This window comes from Klebsiella sp. CD33 (assembly GCF_051992865.1).
Taxonomy (GTDB): domain Bacteria; phylum Pseudomonadota; class Gammaproteobacteria; order Enterobacterales; family Enterobacteriaceae; genus Klebsiella; species Klebsiella pneumoniae.
In genome coordinates this window covers 5,063,504-5,086,981 of the sequence record NZ_CP197023.1, presented here as the reverse complement: position 1 = coordinate 5,086,981, position 23,478 = coordinate 5,063,504, and the positions used below count along the sequence as shown (strand labels likewise).

Genomic DNA, 23,478 nt, shown 5'->3' with positions numbered 1-23,478 from the left:
GAGCAATGAAACACTCAGTTCAAGATAAAGGTACGCTGCTGCTGGCGCTGATTGCCGGGTTATCCATTAATGGCGCCTTTGCGGCGCTGTTCAGTTCGATAGTTCCGTTTTCCGTCTTCCCCATTTTATCCCTGCTGCTGACGGTCTACTGTCTGCATCAGCGCTATCAGAATCGCAGTATGCCCGTTGGGCTACCGGGCCTGGCCGCCGCCTTTTTTATTCTCGGGGTGCTGTTGTACAGCACCGTCGTGCGTGCGGAGTACCCGGATATCGGTTCTAACTTCTTCCCGGCCGTTCTGTCCGTCGCGATGGTCTTCTGGATCGGCTACAAGATGCGTAACCGCAAAGATACCGCAGCCGAGTAAGCCGCAAGCGGTAAAAAAACCGGCAATATGACGTTGCCGGTTTTTTTGGGCCTATTTGCGGGTCAGCAGGACGCCGCACTCCATGTGATGGGTATACGGGAACTGGTCGAACAGCGCCAGCCGGGTAACGTTGTGCGTCTGGCTTAGCGTTTCCAGATTGCGACACAGCGTTTCCGGGTTGCACGAAATGTACAAAATACACGGATAGGCCTGCACCATTTTTTCCGTCTCGCTGTCCAGCCCGCTGCGCGGTGGATCGACGAAGATGGTTTCGCACTGATAGCTATGCAGATCGATACCCTGCAGCCGGTTGAACTGCCGCACCCCGTTCATCGCCTGAGTAAACTCTTCCGCCGCCATGCGGATAATCTGCACGTTGTCGATATGGTTAGCGGCGATGTTGTACTGCGCCGCCGCCACCGACGGTTTGGCGATTTCGGTGGCCAATACGCGATCGAAATTACGTGCCAGCGCCAGCGAGAAGTTACCGTTGCCGCAGTACAATTCCAGCAGGTCGCCAGTCGCCCCTTTGGTGACATCCAGTGCCCACTCCAGCATCTGAATGTTCATGGCCGCGTTCGGTTGGGTAAAGCTGTTTTCCACCTGACGGTAGATCATCTCCCGCCCGCCAACCGGCAGGCGTTCATCTATATAATCCTGATCGAGCTCGATTTTAGTTTTGGTCGCCCGCCCAATCAGATGCACATTGAGCCCCTGGGCTCGCAGGGCGTCACGCAGCGCCTCCGCTTGCTCACGCCAGGCATCGTCCAGCTTTTTATGATATAGCAGCGAAACGACCGCCTGGTTGCTGAGGGTGGTCAGATAGTCAATCTGGAACAGCTTCTGGCGTAGCACGGGATTGTTGCGTACGCCCTCCAGCATGGCGGTCATCAGCTGATTGATCAGCGCGCTGGCGGCCGGGAAGCTGTCAACGCGAATTCGCGACCGGGTCTGCTGATCGAAAATAATATGGTACAGATCGTCGCCATCGTGCCACAGACGGAACTCGGCGCGCATACGGTAGTGGCTGACCGGCGAACGAAACACTTCCGGAACCGGCGCGGCAAAAGGCGCCATCATGGTTTGCAAACGGACGACTTTTTCTGCCAGCTGCGCTTCGTATTGTTCGGTAGGAAGGTGTTCGGGGGTCATGATGTATCCTGAATAAAATAAGTACGCGGGGATTGTAGGGAAAGCGCCGGGGATGTCCAGCCTCGAATGCCGCGGGAAATATAATTAGCAGTCTGGACATCTATATGGTTCTGATTGTAGCATTCGCCTACCGGTCCTGTGAGTTAAAAGGGAACCCAGTGGAAATCTGGGGCTGACGCGCAGCGGTAAGGAAGGTGAGAAATGAGCGCACTCGGTGCAGACACTGCGGCTAGCCGTGGGAAGTCATTATTTCTTGAAACAGCCTCCAAGCCCGAAGACCTGCCGGAATACGTCGCACTGGGTTTTATCGTCGCGAGCAACTGATAAAACCTGCGGCATCCTTTTTCTGTTTCGGATGCTTTTACAATGATTAAAAAAGCTTCGCTGATGACGGCCTTATCCGTCACGGCATTTTCCGGCTGGGCGCAGGATAGCAATTCAGATACGTTGGTGGTGACAGCAAACCGTTTTCAACAGCCGGTCAATACCGTGCTGGCGCCGACCGACATTGTGACGCGCGATGACATTGACCGCTGGCAGTCCAAAGATTTAAACGATGTCATGCGTCGTCTTCCCGGGGTCGATATTGCCCGCAACGGCGGCATGGGGCAGAGCGCTTCGCTGTATGTTCGGGGGACGGAGGCTCGTCACGTGCTGGTGCTGATCGACGGTGTGCCGATGGCGCGTCCGGGGATCTCCAACGGCGTAGATATCAGTCAGATCCCTATCTCACTGGTCCAGCGGGTGGAATACATCCGCGGCCCGCGCTCCGCGGTGTACGGCTCCGGAGCGATCGGCGGGGTGGTGAACATCATCACCATGACCGACGCTGAGCGTTCGCAGATCAACGCCGGCGCGGGTACGAACGGCTATCAGTCCTATGACGGCGCCTTTAACAAGCGGTTTGGCGATACGTTGGTTACCGCTGCTGGCGCCTATCAGACCACCAAAGGGTTTAACGTCCAGCCGAATTCCTCTTACAGCGGCGACAGCGATCGCGACGGCTACCGCAATAAAATGCTGTGGGGCGGGGTACAGCATCAGTTCGATGACAACTTCTCGGGGTTCTTCCGCGGCTATGGTTATTCCGCCAACGCTGACTATGACCAGGGTAACTGGGGCTACGCAGGTGGAAACGATGAAGATCAATCCTATACCCAATCCTGGGATACCGGTCTGCACTACCACTCCGGAATTTACTCCTCCCAGCTGATTGCTAACTATCAGCGCATCAAAGATTACAACTACAGCAGCGACGCTGGCCGCTATGCCGCGGGCACCACCCTGGATGATATGGAACAGCGCTATATCCAGTGGGGAAATAATGTTGTGGTAGGCCATGGGGCAGTGAGCGGCGGCGTTGACTGGAAACAAGAGAAGCTGAAATCCAGCGGAACGACCAGTACCGACGTGTATAAGCGTGACACCACCGGTCTTTATCTGACGGGACAGCAGCAGATTGACAGCGTGACGCTGGAAGCTTCCGGCCGTGAGGATCATGACGAGCAGTTTGGCTGGCACGGTACCTGGCAGACGGCCGCAGGCTGGGAATTTATCGACGGTTATCGGACAACGCTCTCGTACGGCACAGGATTCCTCGCCCCCTCCCTCGGGCAGCAGTACGGCGCAGAACGCTTTGGCATCGCCTCTAACCCGAATCTGAAGCCAGAGGAGTCGAAGCAATGGGAAGCGGGCCTTGAAGGGTTAACGGGGCCGGTCGACTGGCGCCTCTCCGCGTATCGCTATGAGATTCAAAACCTCATCGATTACGACAACAACGCCTATTACAACGTCAAGTCGGCGACGATTAAGGGGCTGGAGTGGACGGGGAATATAACCACCGGGCCGGTGGAGCACCATCTGACGCTGCAGTATGTTGACCCTCGCGATGATGAAACCAATAAGATCCTCTATCGCCGGGCGAAGCAGCAGGTGAAATACGAGCTGAACGGCCAGGTCTACGATCTGGGGTGGGATGTGACGTATCACTACATCGGCAAGCGTTACGATTATGACTACGACAACTCGCGTACCGTCAATATGGGTGGGTTGAGCCTCTGGGATGTCGGTTTATCGTATCCCGTCACCTCACACCTGACAGTTCGTGGTAAAATAGCCAACCTGTTCGATAAAGATTACGAGACAGTTTATGGCTACCAATCTGCAGGACGGGAATACACCTTGTCTGGCAGCTACACCTTCTGATCCACGTCCCACCGTGCTGGTGTTTGATTCCGGCGTCGGTGGGTTGTCGGTTTATAATGAGATTCGGCAGCTGCTGCCGAATCTGCATTACATCTATGCTTTCGATAACGTTGCCTTCCCCTATGGCGAGAAGAGCGAGGAGTTTATCGTTGAGCGCGTTGTGGAAATCGTCACCGCTGTCCAGCAGCGTTATCCCCTGGCGCTGGCGGTGATCGCCTGCAATACCGCCAGTACCGTCTCCCTGCCTGCCCTGCGTGAAAAGTTCGCTTTCCCCGTCGTTGGCGTGGTGCCGGCGATCAAGCCCGCCGCCCGTTTAACGGCGAACGGCATTGTTGGCCTGCTGGCGACGCGCGGTACCGTAAAGCGTCCTTATACCCGTGAGCTGATCGACCGCTTTGCCAATGAATGTCGGATTGAAATGCTGGGGTCGGCGGAGCTGGTGGAGCTGGCGGAAGCGAAGCTGCACGGCGAGCCTGTGCCGTTAGAAGAGCTGCGCCGTATCCTGCGCCCATGGCTGCGGATGCAGGAGCCGCCGGATACGGTGGTGCTGGGCTGCACCCACTTTCCTCTTTTACAGGAGGAGCTGCAGCGCGTTCTGCCGGAAGGCACACGGCTGATCGATTCCGGCGCGGCGATTGCCCGTCGCACCGCCTGGCTGTTAGAGCATGAAGCGCCGGATGCGAAGTCCAGCGACGAGAATAAGGCATTCTGCATGGCGCTGACGGCAGAAACAGAACAGCTTTTACCCGTTCTGCGTCGCTATGGCTTCTCGACGCTGGAAAAATTACCGCTCTAAGGGCGTTTTGCACAAAAAAGAGACGGTTGAATAATTTTTTGAAAACAGGGCTTGTCAACGTCTCAGAACTCCCTATAATGCGCCTCCACTGACACGGAACAACGGCAAGCAAGCCGCCGGGTCAGCAGGGTTTTAGCGGTGAAGTTCAGCGCTAAAAACTGACAGAGAAAAGCAAAATAAGGGCTTGACTCTGAATGAGGAAAACGTATTATACGGGACCTCGCAACGGTGAGCTGAAAGCCGCGTTGCAACTGCTCTTTAACAATTTATCAGACAATCTGTGTGGGCACTCAAAGTGACATGGATTCTTAACGTCCTCGGACGAAAAATGAATACCAAGTCTCAAGAGTGAACACGTAATTCATTACGAAGTTTAATTCTTTGAGCATCAAACTTAAATTGAAGAGTTTGATCATGGCTCAGATTGAACGCTGGCGGCAGGCCTAACACATGCAAGTCGAGCGGTAGCACAGAGAGCTTGCTCTCGGGTGACGAGCGGCGGACGGGTGAGTAATGTCTGGGAAACTGCCTGATGGAGGGGGATAACTACTGGAAACGGTAGCTAATACCGCATAATGTCGTAAGACCAAAGTGGGGGACCTTCGGGCCTCATGCCATCAGATGTGCCCAGATGGGATTAGCTAGTAGGTGGGGTAACGGCTCACCTAGGCGACGATCCCTAGCTGGTCTGAGAGGATGACCAGCCACACTGGAACTGAGACACGGTCCAGACTCCTACGGGAGGCAGCAGTGGGGAATATTGCACAATGGGCGCAAGCCTGATGCAGCCATGCCGCGTGTGTGAAGAAGGCCTTCGGGTTGTAAAGCACTTTCAGCGGGGAGGAAGGCGTTAAGGTTAATAACCTTGGCGATTGACGTTACCCGCAGAAGAAGCACCGGCTAACTCCGTGCCAGCAGCCGCGGTAATACGGAGGGTGCAAGCGTTAATCGGAATTACTGGGCGTAAAGCGCACGCAGGCGGTCTGTCAAGTCGGATGTGAAATCCCCGGGCTCAACCTGGGAACTGCATTCGAAACTGGCAGGCTAGAGTCTTGTAGAGGGGGGTAGAATTCCAGGTGTAGCGGTGAAATGCGTAGAGATCTGGAGGAATACCGGTGGCGAAGGCGGCCCCCTGGACAAAGACTGACGCTCAGGTGCGAAAGCGTGGGGAGCAAACAGGATTAGATACCCTGGTAGTCCACGCCGTAAACGATGTCGATTTGGAGGTTGTGCCCTTGAGGCGTGGCTTCCGGAGCTAACGCGTTAAATCGACCGCCTGGGGAGTACGGCCGCAAGGTTAAAACTCAAATGAATTGACGGGGGCCCGCACAAGCGGTGGAGCATGTGGTTTAATTCGATGCAACGCGAAGAACCTTACCTGGTCTTGACATCCACAGAACTTTCCAGAGATGGATTGGTGCCTTCGGGAACTGTGAGACAGGTGCTGCATGGCTGTCGTCAGCTCGTGTTGTGAAATGTTGGGTTAAGTCCCGCAACGAGCGCAACCCTTATCCTTTGTTGCCAGCGGTCCGGCCGGGAACTCAAAGGAGACTGCCAGTGATAAACTGGAGGAAGGTGGGGATGACGTCAAGTCATCATGGCCCTTACGACCAGGGCTACACACGTGCTACAATGGCATATACAAAGAGAAGCGACCTCGCGAGAGCAAGCGGACCTCATAAAGTATGTCGTAGTCCGGATTGGAGTCTGCAACTCGACTCCATGAAGTCGGAATCGCTAGTAATCGTAGATCAGAATGCTACGGTGAATACGTTCCCGGGCCTTGTACACACCGCCCGTCACACCATGGGAGTGGGTTGCAAAAGAAGTAGGTAGCTTAACCTTCGGGAGGGCGCTTACCACTTTGTGATTCATGACTGGGGTGAAGTCGTAACAAGGTAACCGTAGGGGAACCTGCGGTTGGATCACCTCCTTACCTTAAAGAACCTGCCTTTGCAGTGCTCACACAGATTGTCTGATGAAAAACAGCAGTAAAAACCTCTACAGGCTTGTAGCTCAGGTGGTTAGAGCGCACCCCTGATAAGGGTGAGGTCGGTGGTTCAAGTCCACTCAGGCCTACCAAATTTGCGAAGCAAATTTGAAGAGGTTGCAAACGATGGGGCTATAGCTCAGCTGGGAGAGCGCCTGCTTTGCACGCAGGAGGTCTGCGGTTCGATCCCGCATAGCTCCACCATCTTTACTGCGAACACAAGAAAACTTCAGAGTGAACCTGAAAAGGTGCACTGCGAAGTTTTGCTCTTTAAAAATCTGGATCAAGCTGAAAATTGAAACGATACACAGTTAATGTGTGTTCGAGTCTCTCAAATTTTCGCAATCAGAAGTGAAACATCTTCGGGTTGTGAGGTTAAGCGACTAAGCGTACACGGTGGATGCCCTGGCAGTCAGAGGCGATGAAGGACGTGCTAATCTGCGAAAAGCGTCGGTAAGGTGATATGAACCGTTATAGCCGGCGATGTCCGAATGGGGAAACCCAGTGTGATTCGTCACACTATCGTTAACTGAATACATAGGTTAACGAGGCGAACCGGGGGAACTGAAACATCTAAGTACCCCGAGGAAAAGAAATCAACCGAGATTCCCCCAGTAGCGGCGAGCGAACGGGGAGCAGCCCAGAGTCTGAATCAGCTTGTGTGTTAGTGGAACGGTCTGGAAAGTCCGACGGTACAGGGTGATAGTCCCGTACACCAAAATGCACAGGTTGTGAACTCGAAGAGTAGGGCGGGACACGTGGTATCCTGTCTGAATATGGGGGGACCATCCTCCAAGGCTAAATACTCCTGACTGACCGATAGTGAACCAGTACCGTGAGGGAAAGGCGAAAAGAACCCCGGCGAGGGGAGTGAAAAAGAACCTGAAACCGTGTACGTACAAGCAGTGGGAGCACCTTCGGGTGTGACTGCGTACCTTTTGTATAATGGGTCAGCGACTTATATTCTGTAGCAAGGTTAACCGTATAGGGGAGCCGCAGGGAAACCGAGTCTTAACTGGGCGTTAAGTTGCAGGGTATAGACCCGAAACCCGGTGATCTAGCCATGGGCAGGTTGAAGGTTGGGTAACACTAACTGGAGGACCGAACCGACTAATGTTGAAAAATTAGCGGATGACTTGTGGCTGGGGGTGAAAGGCCAATCAAACCGGGAGATAGCTGGTTCTCCCCGAAAGCTATTTAGGTAGCGCCTCGTGAATTCATCTTCGGGGGTAGAGCACTGTTTCGGCTAGGGGGTCATCCCGACTTACCAACCCGATGCAAACTACGAATACCGAAGAATGTTATCACGGGAGACACACGGCGGGTGCTAACGTCCGTCGTGAAGAGGGAAACAACCCAGACCGCCAGCTAAGGTCCCAAAGTCATGGTTAAGTGGGAAACGATGTGGGAAGGCACAGACAGCCAGGATGTTGGCTTAGAAGCAGCCATCATTTAAAGAAAGCGTAATAGCTCACTGGTCGAGTCGGCCTGCGCGGAAGATGTAACGGGGCTAAACCATGCACCGAAGCTGCGGCAGCGACACTATGTGTTGTTGGGTAGGGGAGCGTTCTGTAAGCCTGCGAAGGTGTGCTGTGAGGCATGCTGGAGGTATCAGAAGTGCGAATGCTGACATAAGTAACGATAAAGCGGGTGAAAAGCCCGCTCGCCGGAAGACCAAGGGTTCCTGTCCAACGTTAATCGGGGCAGGGTGAGTCGACCCCTAAGGCGAGGCCGAAAGGCGTAGTCGATGGGAAACAGGTTAATATTCCTGTACTTGGTGTTACTGCGAAGGGGGGACGGAGAAGGCTATGTTAGCCGGGCGACGGTTGTCCCGGTTTAAGCATGTAGGCTGATTGTCCAGGCAAATCCGGATAATCAAGGCTGAGGTGTGATGACGAGGCACTACGGTGCTGAAGTAACAAATGCCCTGCTTCCAGGAAAAGCCTCTAAGCATCAGGTAACATTAAATCGTACCCCAAACCGACACAGGTGGTCAGGTAGAGAATACCAAGGCGCTTGAGAGAACTCGGGTGAAGGAACTAGGCAAAATGGTGCCGTAACTTCGGGAGAAGGCACGCTGGTGTGTAGGTGAAGTCCCTGCGGATGGAGCTGAGACCAGTCGAAGATACCAGCTGGCTGCAACTGTTTATTAAAAACACAGCACTGTGCAAACACGAAAGTGGACGTATACGGTGTGACGCCTGCCCGGTGCCGGAAGGTTAATTGATGGGGTTATCCGTAAGGAGAAGCTCTTGATCGAAGCCCCGGTAAACGGCGGCCGTAACTATAACGGTCCTAAGGTAGCGAAATTCCTTGTCGGGTAAGTTCCGACCTGCACGAATGGCGTAATGATGGCCAGGCTGTCTCCACCCGAGACTCAGTGAAATTGAACTCGCTGTGAAGATGCAGTGTACCCGCGGCAAGACGGAAAGACCCCGTGAACCTTTACTATAGCTTGACACTGAACATTGAGCCTTGATGTGTAGGATAGGTGGGAGGCTTTGAAGCGTGGACGCCAGTCTGCGTGGAGCCAACCTTGAAATACCACCCTTTAATGTTTGATGTTCTAACGTTGGCCCCTTACCGGGGTTGCGGACAGTGTCTGGTGGGTAGTTTGACTGGGGCGGTCTCCTCCCAAAGCGTAACGGAGGAGCACGAAGGTTAGCTAATCCTGGTCGGACATCAGGAGGTTAGTGCAATGGCATAAGCTAGCTTGACTGCGAGCGTGACGGCGCGAGCAGGTGCGAAAGCAGGTCATAGTGATCCGGTGGTTCTGAATGGAAGGGCCATCGCTCAACGGATAAAAGGTACTCCGGGGATAACAGGCTGATACCGCCCAAGAGTTCATATCGACGGCGGTGTTTGGCACCTCGATGTCGGCTCATCACATCCTGGGGCTGAAGTAGGTCCCAAGGGTATGGCTGTTCGCCATTTAAAGTGGTACGCGAGCTGGGTTTAGAACGTCGTGAGACAGTTCGGTCCCTATCTGCCGTGGGCGCTGGAGAATTGAGGGGGGCTGCTCCTAGTACGAGAGGACCGGAGTGGACGCATCACTGGTGTTCGGGTTGTCATGCCAATGGCACTGCCCGGTAGCTAAATGCGGAAGAGATAAGTGCTGAAAGCATCTAAGCACGAAACTTGCCCCGAGATGAGTTCTCCCTGAGACTTTAAGTCTCCTGAAGGAACGTTGAAGACGACGACGTTGATAGGCCGGGTGTGTAAGCGCAGCGATGCGTTGAGCTAACCGGTACTAATGAACCGTGAGGCTTAACCTTACAACGCCGAAGATGTTTTGGCGGATTTGAGAGAAGATTTTCAGCTTAGATTCAGAGTTGAGTACGCAATATAAAGAATTGCATACTGAGCACAAAGAATTTGCCTGGCGGCACTAGCGCGGTGGTCCCACCTGACCCCATGCCGAACTCAGAAGTGAAACGCCGTAGCGCCGATGGTAGTGTGGGGTCTCCCCATGTGAGAGTAGGGAACTGCCAGGCATCAAATTGCAGTAAGCCGGGGTGACAACCGGTGGTAATAAAGCGAAGAAATTCGGTGGAGCGGTAGTTCAGTCGGTTAGAATACCTGCCTGTCACGCAGGGGGTCGCGGGTTCGAGTCCCGTCCGTTCCGCCACTTATTTAACATTAAGCCTGCTCAAATAGCAGGCTTAGTGGTAAGAAAATTTTAGGGGCGTAGTTCAATTGGTAGAGCACCGGTCTCCAAAACCGGGTGTTGGGAGTTCGAGTCTCTCCGCCCCTGCCATTTATAAGAATCCTTTGCTCAGGCAAAGGATTTTTTTTATCTCTAATCTCCATTGGCAATATCCCCTACGAAAATACCTTGCTGATCTCCGTCCATGGAGAGTAGCGTTTATTCCAGAATAGGGTTTTTCAGGATCTCATGGATCTGCGCCTGCTTATCGCTATTTTGTAACCAGATCGCATAAAGTGGACGGGATAACGTAGCGCTGTCCATGACCGTATGTAACCCATGCTTCTCTTTCGCCCAGCGAACAGGTAGCCAACAGCAGCCGTTCAGGCGCGATAATTGCTGATAGATCAGTTCAGCTGAAGAGGTAGTGAGCAGCGGAACATCATCGCTTCCTATCAGTCCAACTTCGTTTTGCTGAAAATCAGGCCCCCATTCAAGGCGCAAGTAATTCAATTCATTTCTGTTTTTTGCAGGCGATGCGCAATACAGGGCAAGAGTAAAATTACCCAACAGCTGGCTGCTTAATTCATCCATCTTCGGCGATTCGGTGGTGATCAGCAGATCCAACTGGCGTTCGTGAAGCTGTTTAACCAACGACTGCCGCTGCGCGATACGGGCTTCAAACTGGAGATTGTAAGGTGCGCTGTAGAGGGTACCGAGCCAGCTGTTAAGCATACATTCCCACAGGGAGGCGCTGGCCCCAATGGAGAATTCATTATGTCGCGAAGAGTGTGCCACCTCCTTGCGCGCAGCCTGCCAGGTATTCATGAGCGTTTCGGCATAGGGGAGGAGCTTTTCGCCGGCGGTCGTCAGGCGGATGTTATTACGATGACGGGTGAACAGATTCACACCAAGTTGATTTTCCAGCTGACGAATACGAAAGCTGACTGCTGACTGTGTCAGGTAAAGCGCCTCTGCTGCTCGCCCAAAGTGACGAGTTCTACTCACTTCCAGGAAAGTCTTGAGCAATTCCGTATCCACACCGTTCTCCACAAAATTATTTGTCGTGATGATTTAAATGTTTTGTTTGACGCTCTGTCAAGCGTAACTAATACTCCGCGCCATAAATAGCTCGGCCAAAGAATCAGGAGCGTGTAGGATGGCGGAAAGCTTTACGACGACTAATCGTTTTTTCGACAATAAAAATTATCCACGCGGGTTCTCCCGTCACGGTGATTTCACCATCAAAGAGGCGCAACTGCTGGAACGTCATGGTTATGCCTTTAACGAACTGGAACTGGGTAAGCGCGAACCTGTTACCGAAGATGAAAAACAATTTGTCTCGGTGTGCCGTGGTGAACGTGAGCCGGTGACGGAAGCAGAACGCGTATGGATTAAGTATATGGCGCGTATCAAGCGGCCGAAGCGTTTCCATACTCTGTCCGGCGGCAAACCGCAGATGGAAGGCGCTGACGATTACACCGAAAGCGATGACTAAGAAAAAAGGGCGTAAGCCCTTTTTTTACGCCATCATTTTCTGCAGATGGTTGAGCATCCGATCAATTGCCCGATAGCTGAGCGCCTCCTGCAAATGACAGCGTTCAATCTCTTCAACCTCTGCCAGATCGGCAATGGTTCTCGCAACCTTTAACAGACGCTGCCAGGCGCGAATAGAAAGCCCCAGCTGCGTTAGCGTCTGTTCCAGCCAGACAGCATCCTCCCGCCTTAAGCGACAGCAGTTCTTCATTTCACGATTCTCAAGATGGGCATTGAGTTTATTTTGCCTGAGCATTTGTCGTTCACGCGCCGCCAGCACCCGCTGCCGGACCGTTGCGCTCGATTCTTCACCCTGCGAGCCCTGACTCAGTATTCCTGGCGGCGGCAATGGGATCTCTAAGGAAAGATCGAAGCGGTCGAGGAAGGGGCCTGACAGGCGTCCAAGGTAGCGCAATGTCTGCTCCGGCGATGCACGATTATGTTTACCCTGATAATGTCCTGTCGGGCTTGGATTCATCGCTGCAATAAGCTGAAAGCGCGCCGGATAGTCAATTTTGGCGCGCGAGCGTGATATGTGGATCTTGCCTGACTCAATGGGTTCGCGTAGCGCATCCAGTACCCGCCGCTCAAACTCCGGCAGTTCATCAAGAAACAGCACGCCATTATGGGCAAGGGAAATCTCACCGGGGACCGGTATCGAGCCGCCGCCCACCATCGCTGCCAGCGAGGCGCTATGGTGGGGGGCGCGGAACGGCCTCTGACGCCACCGCGTCTTTGCGGTGTGGAGGTTGACCAGACTCTGTATGGCCGCGCTCTCCAGCGCTTCCTGATTGCTTAATGGCGGCAGGAGACCGGGGAGTCGGCTGGCTAGCATGGTTTTCCCGGTCCCGGGCGGGCCTATCAGGAGCAGGTTGTGACCACCGGCGGCCACAATCTCCAGCGCTCGTTTGCCCTGCTGCTGGCCGATAACATCGAGCAGATCTTCGTAGCGTTCATCCCGAGCAGGCGCCTCGGCGAGAGGCGGCGAAAGCGATGTCTGCCCCGCAAGAAATGCGCAAACCTCCTGCAGATGGTCGGCGACCAGACAATCGCTGCCGCCGATCAGGCCGACCTCCGCCGCATTGTCAGAGGAGACGACAATGCGCCGGCCGGCTTTGATGGCCTCCATTGCGCTGGGGATTGCCCCTGGAACGCCTCGTAACCCACCTGTAAGGGCGAGTTCGCCCACAAACTCATATTGATTCAGTCGCGTCGTGTTGAGCTGCTCTGAGGCAACGAGAAGCGCGAGAGCGATGGGCAGATCGTATCGTCCGCCTTCTTTGGGCAGATCCGCTGGCGCCAGGTTAATGGTTATCTTCTTCGCAGGAAAAGCGTAGCCGCTGTTGATCAGGGCGCTGCGGACCCGGTCGCGGGCCTCTTTCACGGTGGTTTCCGGCAGCCCGACCATAGTTAGACCAGGAAGACCGTTGCTGAGATGAACCTCAACGGTAATCAATGGCGCTTCGATACCGAGCGCCGCGCGAGTATAGACGATAGCGAGCGACATAAAACCTCCTGGACAGAGAAGAATTATGGTTGGCATGACGTAAAGCGAGAACGGAAAAAGTGCGAATTTAGAACTGCGTATCCATACTTTTCGCGGCATATCGTTACATTTAGCCGAAAATGGACGTTTGATCGCAAAACAGAGCTATGTTGGCAAAGAGGGCGCCGAAGAGCGCGGCAGGGGTGAGAAAACTGAATTTTTTTCATTTTTGATTTTTTTCATATAAAACAATTATTTTTATTGAAACCGTTAGGCTGATCAGCAACGAAGATATAAAAAAATCTTGTGCTTTATGTGATGTCTGTGGTAACTCTTTAGGTATTCCTTCGAACAAGAAGCCAGAAAGTATAGAAAATGACAGCCCTTCTACGAGTGATTAGCCTGGTCGTGATTAGCGTGGTGGTGATTATTATCCCACCGTGCGGGGCTGCACTTGGACGAGGAAAGGCTTAGAAATCAAGCCTTAACGAACTAAGACCCCCGCACCGAAAGGTCCGGGGGTTTTTTTATAACTGAAATAACCTAAGCGAGGAGCAGATGATGACTTTTAGCATAAAATTCTGTTTCTCCAGATTTATGACGGGGAACTAACTATGAATGGCGCGCAGTGGGTGGTACATGCTTTGCGGACACAGGGAGTCGACACAGTTTTTGGCTATCCGGGTGGCGCAATTATGCCGGTTTACGATGCACTGTATGACGGCGGCGTGGAGCACCTGCTGTGCCGGCATGAGCAAGGGGCAGCCATGGCGGCCATTGGTTATGCGCGAGCAACCGGTAAAACCGGGGTGTGTATCGCGACGTCCGGCCCGGGCGCGACCAATCTGATCACCGGCCTGGCGGACGCCCTGCTTGACTCTATTCCCATCGTAGCTATCACCGGCCAGGTGGCCGCACCCTTCATCGGCACGGATGCGTTCCAGGAAGTAGACGTTCTCGGTTTGTCACTGGCCTGTACTAAGCACAGTTTCCTTGTGCAGTCTCTGGACGAACTGCCGCGGGTTATTGCTGAGGCTTTCCAGGTGGCAAACTCAGGCCGTCCAGGTCCGGTGCTGGTTGATATCCCTAAGGATATTCAGATGGCGCAGGGCGACCTCGATCCCCATTTCTCTACCGTCGCCGATGAGATGGCATTTCCGCAGGCGGAAGTGGCGCAGGCTCTGCAGATGCTGGCCCAATCGCAGCAACCGATGCTGTATGTTGGCGGCGGGGTCGGCATGGCGCAGGCGGTACCGGCTTTGCGCGAATTCCTGGCGGTGACCAGGATGCCGGCAACCTGCACCCTGAAAGGGCTGGGCGTGGTGGATGCTGATTATCCCTATTATCTCGGCATGCTGGGAATGCACGGCACTAAGGCGGCCAACCTGGCGGTACAGGAGTGCGATCTGCTGATCGCCGTCGGCGCGCGCTTTGACGATCGCGTAACCGGTAAGCTCAATACCTTCGCACCGCATGCCAAAGTGATCCACATGGACATCGATCCGGCGGAGCTGAACAAGCTGCGTCAGGCGCATATCGGTCTGACAGGCGATCTGAACTGCCTGCTGCCGGCGCTGCAGCAGCCGTTAGCTATCGATGGCTGGCGCGAGCGGAGTGCCGCACTGCGTGCCGAGCATGCCTGGCGTTACGATCATCCCGGTGAGGCAATCTACGCGCCGCTGCTGCTGAAGCAGCTTTCCGACCGCAAGCCGGCGGACAGCGTGGTGACCACCGACGTTGGCCAGCACCAGATGTGGTCGGCTCAGCATATGACCTATACCCGCCCGGAAAACTTTATCACCTCCAGCGGCTTAGGCACCATGGGCTTTGGCCTGCCGGCCGCCGTTGGCGCCCAGGTGGCGCGCCCTAACGATACGGTGATCTGTATCTCCGGTGACGGCTCCTTCATGATGAATGTACAGGAGCTGGGCACCGTTAAACGCAAGCAGTTACCGCTGAAGATCGTGTTACTCGACAACCAGCGGTTAGGGATGGTTCGACAATGGCAGCAGCTGTTTTTCCAGGAACGTTATAGCGAAACCACTCTGACTGATAACCCTGATTTCCTCACGCTGGCCAGCGCCTTCGGTATTCCTGGCCAACACATCACCCGTAAAGACCAGGTTGAAGCGGCACTCGACACCATGCTTTCGAGCCAGGGGCCATACCTGCTTCATGTCTCAATCGACGAACTTGAGAATGTCTGGCCGTTGGTGCCGCCCGGCGCCAGTAACTCTGAAATGCTGGAGAAATTATCATGATGCAACATCAGGTCGCTTTACAGGCACGTTTCAACCCGGAAACCTTAGAGCGCGTGCTGCGCGTTGTCCGCCACCGGGGTTTCCACATCTGCGCAATGAACATGGAAACCGCGCCGGACGCACAGAACATAAATATCGAATTGACCGTTGCCAGCCCGCGGCCCGTCGAATTACTGTTTAGTCAATTAAGCAAACTGGTCGACGTTGCCTGCGTCGAGATCCAGCAACCCACATCACAACAAATCCGCGCCTGAGCGCAAAGGAAGAAAAATGACGACGAAAAAAGCTGATTACATTTGGTTCAATGGCGAGATGGTTCCGTGGGGCGAAGCGAAAGTTCATGTGATGTCCCATGCGCTGCACTACGGTACCTCGGTATTCGAGGGGATCCGTTGCTACGACTCGCACAAAGGCCCGGTGGTGTTCCGTCATCGCGAACATATGCAGCGTCTGCATGATTCAGCCAAAATTTATCGTTTCCCGGTCTCCCAGAGCGTCGACGAACTGATGGAAGCCTGCCGCGAAGTCATTCGAACCAATAATCTGACCAGCGCTTATATCCGTCCGCTGGTGTTTGTTGGCGATGTCGGCATGGGGGTAAACCCGCCTGCGGGTTACAACACTGACGTGATCATCGCGGCGTTCCCATGGGGAGCCTACCTCGGCGCAGAAGCGCTTGAGCAGGGGATCGATGCAATGGTCTCTTCCTGGAACCGCGCGGCGCCGAACACTATCCCGACGGCAGCGAAAGCCGGTGGTAATTATCTTTCCTCGCTGCTGGTTGGCAGTGAAGCGCGTCGCCATGGCTATCAGGAAGGTATCGCCCTCGATGTTAACGGCTATATCTCCGAAGGCGCAGGGGAAAACCTGTTTGAAGTGAAGGACGGTGTACTGTTCACCCCGCCGTTTACCTCTTCCGCGCTGCCGGGCATTACCCGCGACGCCATTATCAAGCTGGCGAAAGATCTTGGTATCGAAGTCCGCGAGCAGGTGTTGTCCCGTGAATCCCTGTATCTGGCGGATGAAGTCTTCATGTCCGGCACTGCGGCGGAAATCACCCCGGTACGCAGCGTGGACGGCATCCAGGTCGGCGCAGGCCGTCGCGGTCCGGTAACCAAACGCATTCAGGAAGCCTTCTTTGGCCTCTTCACCGGTGAAACAGAAGATAAATGGGGCTGGTTGGATCCGGTAAGTAAGTAATTAAAAATGGGACGGCACGCACCGTCCCATTTAATAAACACAGATGGGAGTAAAAAGAGCATGCCTAAGTACCGTTCCGCCACCACCACACATGGCCGCAATATGGCGGGCGCCCGCGCGTTGTGGCGCGCAACCGGAATGACCGATGCCGATTTCGGCAAACCGATTATCGCCGTCGTTAACTCCTTTACCCAGTTTGTCCCCGGGCACGTGCACCTGCGCGATCTCGGCAAACTGGTTTCCGAGCAGATTGAAGCCGCCGGTGGCGTGGCCAAAGAATTCAACACCATCGCAGTGGATGATGGGATCGCTATGGGCCACGGGGGTATGCTCTATTCACTGCCATCCCGCGAGCTGATCGCCGACTCGGTGGAGTATATGGTTAACGCCCACTGCGCTGATGCCATGGTTTGTATCTCCAACTGCGACAAAATCACCCCGGGGATGCTGATGGCCTCCCTGCGTTTGAATATTCCGGTGATCTTTGTTTCCGGCGGCCCGATGGAAGCCGGGAAGACCAAGCTGTCAGATAAAATCATCAAGCTTGACCTGGTGGATGCGATGATTCAGGGGGCGGATCCGAAAGTGTCCGACGAGCAGAGTAATCAGGTGGAACGCTCCGCCTGCCCGACCTGCGGCTCCTGTTCCGGGATGTTCACGGCGAACTCCATGAACTGCCTGACCGAAGCGCTGGGCCTGTCACAGCCGGGCAACGGCTCTCTGCTGGCGACCCACGCCGATCGTAAGGAGCTGTTCCTAAACGCCGGGAAACGTATCGTGGAGCTGACCAAACGCTATTACGAGCAGGATGACGCTTCCGCGCTGCCGCGCAATATCGCCAGCAAGGCGGCCTTTGAGAACGCTATGACGCTGGATATCGCCATGGGCGGCTCCACCAATACCGTTCTGCACCTGCTGGCGGCGGCGCAGGAAGCTGAAATCGACTTCACCATGAGCGATATCGATAAGCTCTCCCGCAAAGTGCCGCAGCTGTGTAAGGTGGCGCCGAGCACGCAGAAATACCATATGGAAGATGTGCATCGCGCCGGCGGCGTGCTGGGCATTCTGGGCGAGCTGGACCGCGCCGGGCTGCTGAATCGCGAAGTCAAAAACGTCCTTGGCCTGACGCTGCCGCAGACCCTGGAACAGTACGATGTGATGGTGACCCAGGACGACGCGGTGAAAAAAATGTTCCGCGCCGGCCCGGCGGGCATCCGTACCACCCAGGCGTTCTCGCAAGACTGCCGCTGGGATACCCTGGATGACGATCGCGCCGAAGGCTGTATCCGTTCTCTGGAACACGCTTACAGCAAGGACGGCGGCCTGGCGGTGCTGTACGGCAATTTCGCAGAAAACGGTTGTATCGTGAAAACCGCCGGCGTGGACGACAGCATCCTGAAATTTACCGGTCCGGCGAAAGTATATGAGAGCCAGGACGATGCGGTTGAGGCCATCCTCGGCGGTAAAGTCGTGGAAGGCGACGTCGTGGTGATCCGCTACGAAGGGCCGAAAGGCGGGCCGGGGATGCAGGAGATGCTTTACCCCACCAGCTTCCTGAAGTCGATGGGGCTGGGCAAAGCGTGCGCGCTGATCACCGATGGCCGTTTCTCCGGCGGCACCTCAGGGCTCTCTATCGGTCACGTCTCTCCGGAAGCGGCGAGCGGCGGCAACATTGCGCTCATTGAAGATGGCGACATGATCGCGATTGATATTCCGAACCGCAGCATCCAGCTGCAGCTGAGCGATGCGGAAATTGCGGCGCGTCGTGAAGCCCAGGAAGCGCGTGGCGACCAGGCGTGGACGCCGAAGAATCGCCAGCGTCAGGTCTCCTTTGCTCTTCGCGCCTACGCCAGCCTGGCGACCAGCGCCGACAAAGGCGCGGTACGCGATAAATCCAAGCTGGGTGGCTAATCATGGCGGATTCACAACCCTTGTCCGGCGCCCCTGAGGGCGCCGAGTACCTGCGAGCAGTGCTGCGCGCGCCGGTTTATGAAGCGGTGCAGAAAACGCCGCTGCAAAAAATGGATAAGCTCTCGTCGCGGCTGGATAACGTTATTCTGGTGAAGCGTGAAGATCGCCAGCCGGTACACAGCTTTAAGCTGCGCGGCGCTTACGCGATGATGTCCAGCCTGACTGCCGAACAGAAATCCCACGGGGTGATCACCGCTTCGGCGGGCAACCATGCCCAGGGCGTGGCGTTTTCCGCATCGCGGCTGGGCGTTAAGGCGCTGATCGTGATGCCGGTAGCGACCGCCGATATCAAAGTCGATGCCGTTCGCGGCTTTGGCGGCGAAGTGCTGCTGCACGGCGCCAACTTTGACGAAGCGAAGGCGAGAGCGATTGAGCTGGCGCAACAGCAGGGTTTTACCTGGGTGCCGCCGTTCGATCACCCAATGGTCATCGCCGGACAGGGAACCCTGGCGCTGGAGCTGCTGCAGCAGGATGCCCATATTGACCGCGTATTCGTCCCGGTGGGCGGCGGCGGTCTGGCAGCGGGCGTGGCGGTGCTGATCAAGCAGCTGATGCCGCAGATCAAAGTGATCGCGGTGGAGGCGGAAGATTCTGCTTGCCTGAAGGCGGCGCTGGACGCAGGCCATCCGGTGGATCTGCCGCGCGTCGGCTTGTTTGCCGAAGGCGTGGCGGTCAAACGCATCGGCGATGAAACGTTCCGTTTATGCCAGGAGTATCTGGACGATATCATCACCGTCGATAGCGATGCTATCTGCGCGGCGATGAAGGATCTGTTCGAAGATGTGCGGGCGGTGGCGGAGCCTTCCGGCGCGCTGGCGCTGGCGGGGATGAAAAAGTATATCGCCCAGCATAACATCCGCGGCGAGCGTCTGGCTCATATTCTGTCCGGGGCCAACGTCAACTTCCACGGCCTGCGCTACGTGTCCGAGCGCTGCGAGCTCGGGGAACAGCGCGAAGCGCTGCTGGCGGTGACGATCCCGGAAGAGAAAGGTAGCTTTTTGAAGTTTTGCCAGCTACTGGGGGGCCGCTCGGTGACGGAGTTCAACTACCGCTTTGCCGATGCCAAAGACGCCTGTATTTTTGTCGGGGTACGCCTGAGTCGTGGCCTGGAAGAGCGCAAAGAGATCCTCCAGTTACTGAACGACGGCGGCTACAGCGTGGTGGATCTCTCTGATGATGAGATGGCTAAGCTGCATGTGCGCTATATGGTCGGCGGCCGGCCGTCAAAAGCGCTGCAGGAGCGGCTGTTCAGCTTCGAGTTTCCGGAATCGCCGGGGGCGCTGCTGAAATTCCTGCATACCCTTGGCACCCACTGGAATATTTCACTGTTCCACTACCGCAGCCACGGCACTGACTATGGTCGGGTACTGGCGGCCTTCGAGTTGGGCGAGCACGAGCCGGACTTTGAAACTCGTCTCAATGAGCTGGGCTATGAGTGCCACGACGAAACGCATAACCCGGCATTCCGCTTTTTCCTCGCGGGTTAGTGGTTGGGAAGAATTTTCCAGAAAGCATCAATAAGCGGCTCATGCAGCCGCTTTTTTTGTGCGCAAACACCCAGCTCAAACGGCGTTTGCTCATCGCTGCGCTCCAGGATCATCACCCTGTTGCGTACCGGCTCCGGACTGTTCTCCAGCACCACTTCCGGCAGCAGCGCCACGCCGCATCCCAGGGCGACCATCGACACCATCGCTTCGTGCCCGCCGACGGTGGCGTAGATTGACGGATTGCTGATTTTATGCCGCCGAAACCACAGCTCGATGCGCCGACGTACCGGCCCCTGGTCGGCCATGATAAAGGGCACTGTCGACCAGTCGGGGCGCTCGACGGTCACCTGGTTGCGCACCGGGCAGGGAAGGGCCGGGGCAATTAACACCACGGCGAGGTTCTCCAGCATCGAAAACGCCACCGACCCTGGCAGAGTCTCCGGCTTACCGGCAATCGCCAGGTCGGCTTCGCCGGTGACGACCTTCTCCATAGCGTCGGCGGCGTCGCCGGTCGAGAGCTTGATCTCCACCGAGGGGTGCGCGGCGCGAAAGCGGTCGAGGATCGGCGGCAGATGGCTATAGGCGGCGGTGACAGAGCAGAAGATGTGCAGCTCGCCGGAGAGCGAAGGGCCCTGCTGATCGATGACGTGACGAAGCTGCTGATACTGCAATAAAGTCTGTTGGGCAAAGGTACGTAACTCTTCCCCGGCTTCGGTAAGGGTCACCGTGCGATTATCTCGCACGAACAGCGGCTGGCCGAGGTCCTCTTCCAGGCGTTGGATCTGGCGCGAAAGCGTCGACGGGCTGACGTGCATGGCCCGCGCGCTGCGGCCAAAATGGCGGCTTTCCGCCAGATGCAGAAAGGTTTTCAGATCGCGTAAATCCACGGCGCGTACTCCCCGGTTTTGTATTTCATAAAATGCAACGTGACGTTGTGAATATATCAATTTCCGCAATAAAATTCCTGTCATATAGTAAGTTCATTCTCGCAAAAGCGAACCGAACAATAAGCACGACACAACATCACGGAGTTACAGACATGGCTAACTACTTTAATACACTGAACCTGCGCCAGCAGCTGGCACAGCTGGGCAAATGCCGCTTTATGGCGCGCGACGAATTCGCCGATGGCGCAAGCTACCTTCAGGGTAAAAAAGTGGTCATCGTCGGCTGCGGCGCGCAGGGCCTGAACCAGGGTCTGAACATGCGTGACTCCGGCCTGGATATCTCCTATGCGCTGCGTAAAGAAGCGATCGCTGAGAAGCGCGCCTCCTGGCGTAAAGCGACTGAAAACGGCTTCAAAGTCGGCACTTATGAAGAGCTGATCCCGCAGGCCGACCTGGTGGTTAACCTGACGCCGGACAAACAGCACTCAGACGTTGTGCGCTCCGTACAGCCGCTGATGAAAGACGGCGCAGCGCTGGGTTACTCCCACGGCTTCAACATCGTGGAAGTGGGCGAGCAGATCCGTAAAGACATCACCGTGGTGATGGTGGCGCCGAAGTGCCCGGGCACCGAAGTGCGTGAAGAGTACAAACGCGGTTTCGGCGTACCGACGCTTATCGCGGTACACCCGGAAAACGACCCGAAAGGCGAAGGCATGGCGATTGCCAAAGCATGGGCTGCGGCGACAGGCGGCCACCGCGCGGGCGTGCTGGAGTCTTCCTTCGTGGCGGAAGTGAAATCTGACCTGATGGGCGAGCAAACCATCCTTTGCGGCATGCTGCAGGCGGGTTCTCTGCTGTGCTTCGACAAGCTGGTGGCGGAAGGTACCGATCCGGCGTATGCAGAAAAACTGATTCAGTTCGGCTGGGAAACCATCACCGAAGCGCTGAAGCAGGGCGGCATCACCCTGATGATGGATCGCCTCTCCAACCCGGCGAAACTGCGCGCTTATGCGCTGTCCGAGCAGCTGAAAGAGATCATGGCGCCGCTGTTCCAGAAACACATGGACGACATCATCTCCGGCGAATTCTCCTCCGGCATGATGGCGGACTGGGCGAATGATGATAAGAAACTGCTGACCTGGCGTGAAGAGACCGGCAAAACCGCCTTCGAAACCGCGCCGCAATATGAAGGCAAAATCGGCGAGCAGGAGTACTTCGATAAAGGCGTTCTGATGATCGCGATGGTGAAAGCGGGCGTTGAGCTGGCCTTCGAAACCATGGTGGCCTCCGGCATCATCGAAGAGTCTGCTTACTACGAATCACTGCATGAGCTGCCGCTTATCGCCAACACCATCGCCCGTAAGCGTCTGTATGAGATGAACGTGGTTATTTCCGATACCGCTGAATATGGTAACTACCTGTTCTCTTACGCTTGCGTACCGCTGCTGAAAGAGTTCATGACCACCCTGCAGACCGGCGACCTGGGCACAGCGATTGCCGAAGGCGCGGTAGATAACGCGCAGCTGCGCGATGTGAACGAAGCGATTCGCAGCCACGCTATCGAGCAGGTTGGTAAGAAACTGCGCGGTTATATGACCGATATGAAGCGTATCGCGGTAGCCGGCTAATTCCTCGTCGTCTTTCGACTTGCCGATGCGTTGGCTACGGTACGTACACCCCAGTCACATAGTAATCTTTGTTCCTGGGGATGTACTTCCTTGCCGCCTTCCGGCAAGCCGAAATCCATAGAGGCATGGATTTGTTTAGTAGGCCTGATAAGCGAAGCGCCATCAGGCAAAAACCCGGAGATTAAGATCCCCGGGTTTTTTTATTATTTCCGGTACAGCACTTTGATGATGTGGTAGCCGAACTGGGTATGCAGCGGGCCGGTTGGCTCCAGTTCAGGGCAGGAGAAGACCACTTTATCGAAGGCTGGTACCATCTGGCCCTGGCGGAACTCACCCAGATCGCCGCCGCGTTTGCCTGACGGACAAATGGAGTGTTTCTTTGCCAGCTTGCCGAAATCGGCGCCGTTTTTGAGCTGCTCGAGCAGATCGAGCGCCAGTTTCTCTTCTTTTACCAGGATATGCAGTGCTGCCGCGGTTTTAGCCATGATTGCGCCTTGAGTGAGTTGGGATAAATCAGGGCGCCATAGTATCACGCGCTAGCGGCGATACAGCACCTTGATGATGTGGTAGCCGAATTTGGTTTTCACCGGGCCATAGGGTTTGAGCAGCGGACAGCTGAAGACGGCTTGATCAAACGGACCGACCATCGCGCCTTGCTGAAACTCGCCTAAGTCGCCGCCGTTGCGGCCAGACGGACATTTAGAATAGCGTTTCGCCAGATGATCGAAGCTGACGCCCCGCTCCAGTTTGGCGAGGATCTCCAGCGCCAGTTTCTCTTCTTTGACCAGGATATGCAGGGCCGCTGCGCTTTTTGCCATGACATCATTCTCAGGATGGTTTGCGTGGCTGACACTTTACCATCAGTCAG

18 protein-coding genes, 4 tRNA genes, 3 rRNA genes and 1 riboswitch are annotated in these 23,478 nt (G+C 55.5%); of the genes, 19 read left to right on the top strand and 6 right to left on the bottom strand.

Going from position 1 to position 23,478, the window contains the following annotated elements; translation table 11 throughout:
- Positions 1-5: 5 nt before the first annotated feature.
- A complete protein-coding gene (locus tag ACR809_RS24870; protein ID WP_002883021.1) occupies positions 6-365 on the top strand; it encodes a YijD family membrane protein in 360 nt (119 codons plus the stop codon).
- A gap of 51 nt (positions 366-416) precedes the next feature.
- Here the strand turns inward: ACR809_RS24870 and trmA are convergent, their stop codons facing one another.
- Positions 417-1,517 (bottom strand): tRNA (uridine(54)-C5)-methyltransferase TrmA, encoded by a 1,101-nt coding sequence (gene trmA / locus ACR809_RS24865; RefSeq protein WP_080893151.1) that lies wholly within the window; start codon positions 1,515-1,517, stop codon positions 417-419.
- Positions 1,518-1,631: 114 nt separating this feature from the next.
- Positions 1,632-1,818: riboswitch (cobalamin riboswitch) on the top strand.
- Between the two features lie 65 nt (positions 1,819-1,883).
- On the opposite strand from trmA, the gene btuB reads away from it, so the two are divergent.
- The 9 genes from btuB to ACR809_RS24820 all read left to right on the top strand — a co-directional run bounded on the left by btuB (position 1,884) and on the right by ACR809_RS24820 (position 10,265).
- Positions 1,884-3,722, top strand: a complete 1,839-nt coding sequence (gene btuB / locus ACR809_RS24860) for a TonB-dependent vitamin B12 receptor BtuB (protein WP_004146288.1) — start codon at positions 1,884-1,886, stop codon at positions 3,720-3,722.
- A complete protein-coding gene (gene murI, locus ACR809_RS24855; RefSeq protein WP_002883026.1) occupies positions 3,667-4,518 on the top strand; it encodes a glutamate racemase in 852 nt (283 codons plus the stop codon). The genes btuB and murI overlap by 56 nt, the downstream gene beginning before the upstream one ends.
- A gap of 396 nt (positions 4,519-4,914) precedes the next feature.
- Positions 4,915-6,454, top strand: a 16S ribosomal RNA gene (locus ACR809_RS24850).
- Between the two features lie 69 nt (positions 6,455-6,523).
- Positions 6,524-6,600: transfer RNA gene (locus ACR809_RS24845), tRNA-Ile, on the top strand.
- A 36-nt stretch (positions 6,601-6,636) separates the two neighbouring features.
- Positions 6,637-6,712, top strand: a tRNA-Ala gene (locus ACR809_RS24840).
- A gap of 169 nt (positions 6,713-6,881) precedes the next feature.
- Positions 6,882-9,783 (top strand): 23S ribosomal RNA (locus tag ACR809_RS24835).
- A gap of 103 nt (positions 9,784-9,886) precedes the next feature.
- A 5S ribosomal RNA gene (gene rrf, locus ACR809_RS24830) occupies positions 9,887-10,002 on the top strand.
- The 16S, 23S and 5S rRNA genes sit together here with 4 tRNA genes alongside, the layout of an rRNA operon.
- Before the next feature lie 57 nt (positions 10,003-10,059).
- A tRNA-Asp gene (locus ACR809_RS24825) sits at positions 10,060-10,136 on the top strand.
- Positions 10,137-10,189: 53 nt separating this feature from the next.
- Positions 10,190-10,265: transfer RNA gene (locus tag ACR809_RS24820), tRNA-Trp, on the top strand.
- Positions 10,266-10,373: 108 nt separating this feature from the next.
- Here ACR809_RS24820 and hdfR read toward each other — a convergent pair.
- On the bottom strand, positions 10,374-11,195 hold the full coding sequence (gene hdfR, locus ACR809_RS24815; protein ID WP_004181639.1) for an HTH-type transcriptional regulator HdfR: 822 nt from the start codon (positions 11,193-11,195) through the stop codon (positions 10,374-10,376).
- 118 nt (positions 11,196-11,313) lie between these two features.
- On the opposite strand from hdfR, the gene ACR809_RS24810 reads away from it, so the two are divergent.
- A complete protein-coding gene (locus tag ACR809_RS24810; RefSeq protein WP_004146520.1) occupies positions 11,314-11,652 on the top strand; it encodes a DUF413 domain-containing protein in 339 nt (112 codons plus the stop codon).
- A gap of 24 nt (positions 11,653-11,676) precedes the next feature.
- Here the strand turns inward: ACR809_RS24810 and ACR809_RS24805 are convergent, their stop codons facing one another.
- Positions 11,677-13,197 (bottom strand): YifB family Mg chelatase-like AAA ATPase, encoded by a 1,521-nt coding sequence (locus tag ACR809_RS24805; protein ID WP_002883134.1) that lies wholly within the window; start codon positions 13,195-13,197, stop codon positions 11,677-11,679.
- 354 nt (positions 13,198-13,551) lie between these two features.
- Here ACR809_RS24805 and ilvL point away from each other — a divergent pair, with 354 nt between their 5' ends.
- The 7 genes from ilvL (at position 13,552) to ilvA (ending at position 20,095) form a co-directional block, all read left to right on the top strand.
- Positions 13,552-13,650, top strand: a complete 99-nt coding sequence (ilvL, locus tag ACR809_RS24800) for an ilv operon leader peptide (protein ID WP_001311244.1) — start codon at positions 13,552-13,554, stop codon at positions 13,648-13,650.
- 84 nt (positions 13,651-13,734) lie between these two features.
- Positions 13,735-13,788 (top strand): peptide IlvX, encoded by a 54-nt coding sequence (gene ilvX / locus ACR809_RS24795; RefSeq protein WP_201281575.1) that lies wholly within the window; start codon positions 13,735-13,737, stop codon positions 13,786-13,788.
- Positions 13,789-13,790: 2 nt separating this feature from the next.
- Positions 13,791-15,437, top strand: a complete 1,647-nt coding sequence (gene ilvG, locus ACR809_RS24790) for an acetolactate synthase 2 catalytic subunit (protein WP_002883142.1) — start codon at positions 13,791-13,793, stop codon at positions 15,435-15,437.
- A complete protein-coding gene (gene ilvM, locus ACR809_RS24785; protein ID WP_002883170.1) occupies positions 15,434-15,691 on the top strand; it encodes an acetolactate synthase 2 small subunit in 258 nt (85 codons plus the stop codon). The genes ilvG and ilvM overlap by 4 nt, the downstream gene beginning before the upstream one ends.
- A gap of 16 nt (positions 15,692-15,707) precedes the next feature.
- On the top strand, positions 15,708-16,637 hold the full coding sequence (gene ilvE / locus ACR809_RS24780; protein ID WP_122051629.1) for a branched-chain-amino-acid transaminase: 930 nt from the start codon (positions 15,708-15,710) through the stop codon (positions 16,635-16,637).
- A gap of 60 nt (positions 16,638-16,697) precedes the next feature.
- Positions 16,698-18,548, top strand: coding sequence for a dihydroxy-acid dehydratase (gene ilvD / locus ACR809_RS24775; protein ID WP_122051628.1), 1,851 nt, complete (start codon positions 16,698-16,700; stop codon positions 18,546-18,548).
- A gap of 2 nt (positions 18,549-18,550) precedes the next feature.
- Complete coding sequence (gene ilvA, locus ACR809_RS24770) at positions 18,551-20,095, top strand: threonine ammonia-lyase, biosynthetic (protein ID WP_002883174.1); 1,545 nt, start codon at positions 18,551-18,553, stop codon at positions 20,093-20,095.
- Here the strand turns inward: ilvA and ilvY are convergent.
- A complete protein-coding gene (ilvY, locus tag ACR809_RS24765) occupies positions 20,092-20,982 on the bottom strand; it encodes an HTH-type transcriptional activator IlvY (protein WP_002883176.1) in 891 nt (296 codons plus the stop codon). The two genes, ilvA and ilvY, sit on opposite strands and share 4 nt — an antisense overlap.
- Positions 20,983-21,134: 152 nt before the next feature.
- Here ilvY and ilvC point away from each other — a divergent pair, with 152 nt between their 5' ends.
- A complete protein-coding gene (gene ilvC / locus ACR809_RS24760) occupies positions 21,135-22,610 on the top strand; it encodes a ketol-acid reductoisomerase (protein ID WP_002883178.1) in 1,476 nt (491 codons plus the stop codon).
- 203 nt (positions 22,611-22,813) lie between these two features.
- Here the strand turns inward: ilvC and ppiC (ACR809_RS24755) are convergent, their stop codons facing one another.
- Both ppiC (ACR809_RS24755) and ppiC (ACR809_RS24750) read right to left on the bottom strand, forming a co-directional pair.
- Complete coding sequence (gene ppiC / locus ACR809_RS24755; protein ID WP_002883180.1) at positions 22,814-23,095, bottom strand: peptidylprolyl isomerase PpiC; 282 nt, start codon at positions 23,093-23,095, stop codon at positions 22,814-22,816.
- A 51-nt stretch (positions 23,096-23,146) separates the two neighbouring features.
- A complete protein-coding gene (ppiC, locus tag ACR809_RS24750) occupies positions 23,147-23,428 on the bottom strand; it encodes a peptidylprolyl isomerase PpiC (RefSeq protein ID WP_002883181.1) in 282 nt (93 codons plus the stop codon).
- Positions 23,429-23,478: the final 50 nt, after the last annotated feature.